Raw genomic sequence first — 2870 nt, forward strand, 5'->3', positions numbered from 1 at the left:
CTCCGGGCTTTCGTTCTGTGTTCTTGCGTTTCCGACTCTATCAGACTCTTTCGTGTCCGATTTTCCTCGGCGCTTTCGAGGTTCTGCGCTTTCGCGCTTTCCCTTTCCGGCGGTTCCGACTCTATCAGAAGTTTTCCACCGGATTTCCCCGGCTTCAGATTCCGAATAAAGAATCGAGTGCACCCGACAGGTGTTTGACGCCTTGTTGGGTGAGAGTCGCCGAACCTGTCCGGTTCGAGGCAACCGTTTAACTCTACAACCCTGCCTGTGAGGTGTCAAAACGGCGGGCGAGGGGTAGCGGGCGCCCTCGTCTGCACACGTGCCGGGCAGCCGCCGCACCGACGGTCGCTTCACGAAGCGGCCCTTCAGGTGCATGGCGAGAGGCGTCTCGACCACCGTGACGGCGATCGTGGCACCGTGCGGGCTCAGCTTGAACGAGATGGAGCAGGACACCGGCCGGGCTGTCGAGCGCGGCCGTGACCAGCACGGCGACGTAGTCGATCACGCGGTCCGCTCCATGCCGCCGTGGGCGCCCGGGTGCTGCGGGCACTAGCCGTGGCGATCACCTCGGCCCGCGCCTGGGCACCGGCTCGGCCGTCCCCGCCCTCCTGGACACCCTCCTGATGCACATCCCGCGCACCCGGTTCACCGAACAGCCCGCCCTCGGCAGCACCACCGGCAGGGCAGCGGCACTCGATGACCCTGCCGTCACCGCCACACTCCACGCAGTCCACCGGGATCCGGCAGCGCCCAGGACCGTCGCGACACTCGCCGCGGAGGCGGGCGGCTCGCTCCCCGTGCCTATGCGGAGTAGCTGACCCCGCCGCAGGAGCCCCCTGACCGAAGAGCGGCCCGGCGCCGTCGCCTCCCGGGTTTCGACATGCCCGACGACCGACGGCCGTCGCCGTTGTGGCGAACGTCGATCTCCGTCACGGCCGACGCTGCCCATCCGCTTTGACCTTCGAGTTGGTCGAAGCCCAAGGATGGCGCGGTGCCGGATCCCGAACCATCGCTCCCGAACCGGCCCGGCATGCCGATCGGCGCCCACCCCCACCCGAGCAGGACGACGAGGAACACCTCATGACCACCTCACACGCCGACCCCGACCCGACCATGGACGCCATCGGCCAGGCCGTCGCCGAAGGCCGGGCCGGTGACATCCCCTCCGCCCGCCGGAAGCTCCTGGCCCTGTGGTCCACGATCGGCGTGACCGGCGATCCCCTGCACCGCTGCTCCCTCGCGCACTACCTCGCAGACCTCTACGAAGACCCCGCCCACGCCCTGGCCTGGAACATCCGGGCCCTGGACGCCGCCGACGCGGTGACCGAGCGGCGCGCCCAGGAACACGACGCCGGTCTGCACATCGCCGGCTTCTACCCCTCCCTGCACCTCAACCTCGCCGACGACTACCGCCGGCTCGGCTCCTTCGAAGCCGCCACCGAGCACATCGAGGCGGCCGAAGCGCTGACCCCCCGCCTTCCTCAGGACTCCTACGGTGACCTGGTTCGCGGCGCCATCCAGGAGGTCTCCGACGCCATCGCCGCGCAAGACCGCACACGACGGGCCTCCGCACCTGGCTCCCCTGCATGACGCACACCCTTTTTCCCCCGCCCAGAGATGGCCGAACCCGCCCGGCCACGTACCCGGCCTCCGCCGGCAGCCTCACGGAGGCCTCCCGCTGACCGGGGCCGTCCTGGTCCCCGGGTTCAGGGACAGCGATCCGCCACAACGTCGTAGGGCCACGCGTCGTGCTCGATGAGGTGCTCCACGGCCCGGCAGGCCACGGGGAAGGGGACGGTCTCCCTGTCGGAGTACGTGTCGATCTGCCCGTTCGACAGCAGGTATCCGCCCGAGACGCCCTCGGCCCGCGGATCGACCAGGTGCTCCCCGGGATCGCCTTCTCCGTCCACCAGAACGACCATCGCGCGCTCGCCGTTGGTGACCACGGCCAGGAGGCGGCCCCGGCCATCCTCGAACCACGTCTCCTGGCTCGCCCAGTCCAGCCTGCGTACGAGCAGCGACCGGGCTTCCGCACCGGAGTAGCCCTCAGAGGCAGAGCCGGGCAGACGCCAGCGATGAGACATGGTCATGGGATTCTCCGGATTCCCCGGGCCTGGGTGCCCCCTGCCCAACCGGAGACAGGCTGATGGTCCCACCCGAACTGCCGGCGGTCGGTCCCCGGTGGAAATCGGCTACTCACAGCGGCTACGGCCTGCAAGGCTCTCACGGTGACTGAGACGACCCCTTACGACGGCGACCGTGCCCGATTCACCCGCCAGGCGCTGGCACGCCTGGTCCTCTGCGATCACGCGGTGGACGTCGCCGACGGCGCCGCGGGCCTGGTCGCCACCGAGAACGACCCTGACACCGCTGCCGGGGGTCGGGTGAGCCAGGCATTCCAACTCATCGAGCTCGCAGAGCGTGCTCTGGCCTCGGCCGTGGTCTTCGAACGAGAGCGGGGCAGTTCCTGGGCGGAGATCGCCCAGTACCTGGGGATCGGTCCTGCGGAAGCGGAAGAGCGCTTCGCTGCGGTCCTGGACGAGTGGAAGACGGCCTTCGAGGTTCCCTACCGCCTCGACGAAACCGGCCGCAAGCGCATACCCCAGCTGCCCACGGCAGCGTACGACCCCGCCTGGGCCTGCGAGTCGCTCGACCGTTGGGCCCGTCTCCAGAACATGGGGATCGATGCCGTGAGCTCCGGCCTGGAGCGAACTGGCTGACCGGCCCGTAAACGCAGAAAAGCCCCGCACCATAAGGTGCGGGGCTTTCCCACAATGATTGTTCGGCGGCGTCCTACTCTCCCACAGGGTCCCCCCTGCAGTACCATCGGCGCTGAAAGGCTTAGCTTCCGGGTTCGGAATGTAAACCGG

Annotated in this window: 3 protein-coding genes, 1 rRNA gene and 1 pseudogene; 3 read left to right on the forward strand and 2 right to left on the reverse strand. The window is 68.8% G+C overall.

All coding sequences use genetic code 11. The features are described from left to right. Positions 1–572: 572 nt before the first annotated feature. A pseudogene (locus tag AB4039_RS41840) lies at positions 573–785 on the forward strand (AraC family transcriptional regulator); the annotation flags it as partial. Between the two features lie 295 nt (positions 786–1080). After that, positions 1081–1590 (forward strand): hypothetical protein, encoded by a 510-nt coding sequence (locus AB4039_RS41845; protein ID WP_442273263.1) that lies wholly within the window; start codon positions 1081–1083, stop codon positions 1588–1590. Positions 1591–1706: 116 nt separating this feature from the next. On the opposite strand, the gene AB4039_RS41850 is transcribed toward AB4039_RS41845, so the two are convergent. Next, positions 1707–2090, reverse strand: coding sequence for a hypothetical protein (locus tag AB4039_RS41850; protein ID WP_442273264.1), 384 nt, complete (start codon positions 2088–2090; stop codon positions 1707–1709). Positions 2091–2228: 138 nt separating this feature from the next. On the opposite strand from AB4039_RS41850, the gene AB4039_RS41855 reads away from it, so the two are divergent. Next, a complete protein-coding gene (locus tag AB4039_RS41855; RefSeq protein ID WP_266840576.1) occupies positions 2229–2720 on the forward strand; it encodes a hypothetical protein in 492 nt (163 codons plus the stop codon). Positions 2721–2780: 60 nt separating this feature from the next. Here the strand turns inward: AB4039_RS41855 and rrf are convergent. Continuing rightward, positions 2781–2870 (reverse strand): 5S ribosomal RNA (rrf, locus tag AB4039_RS41860); the annotation flags it as partial.

This window comes from Streptomyces sp. M-16 (assembly GCF_052114405.1).
In the GTDB taxonomy this organism is placed as follows: Bacteria; Actinomycetota; Actinomycetes; order Streptomycetales; family Streptomycetaceae; genus Streptomyces.

Bases quoted from the DNA above. Each gene is read 5' to 3' on its own strand.
- AB4039_RS41845 (WP_442273263.1), top strand. From the start codon at position 1,081: ATGACCACCTCACACGCCGACCCCGACCCGACCATGGACGCCATCGGC.
- AB4039_RS41850 (WP_442273264.1), bottom strand. From the start codon at position 2,090: ATGACCATGTCTCATCGCTGGCGTCTGCCCGGCTCTGCCTCTGAGGGC.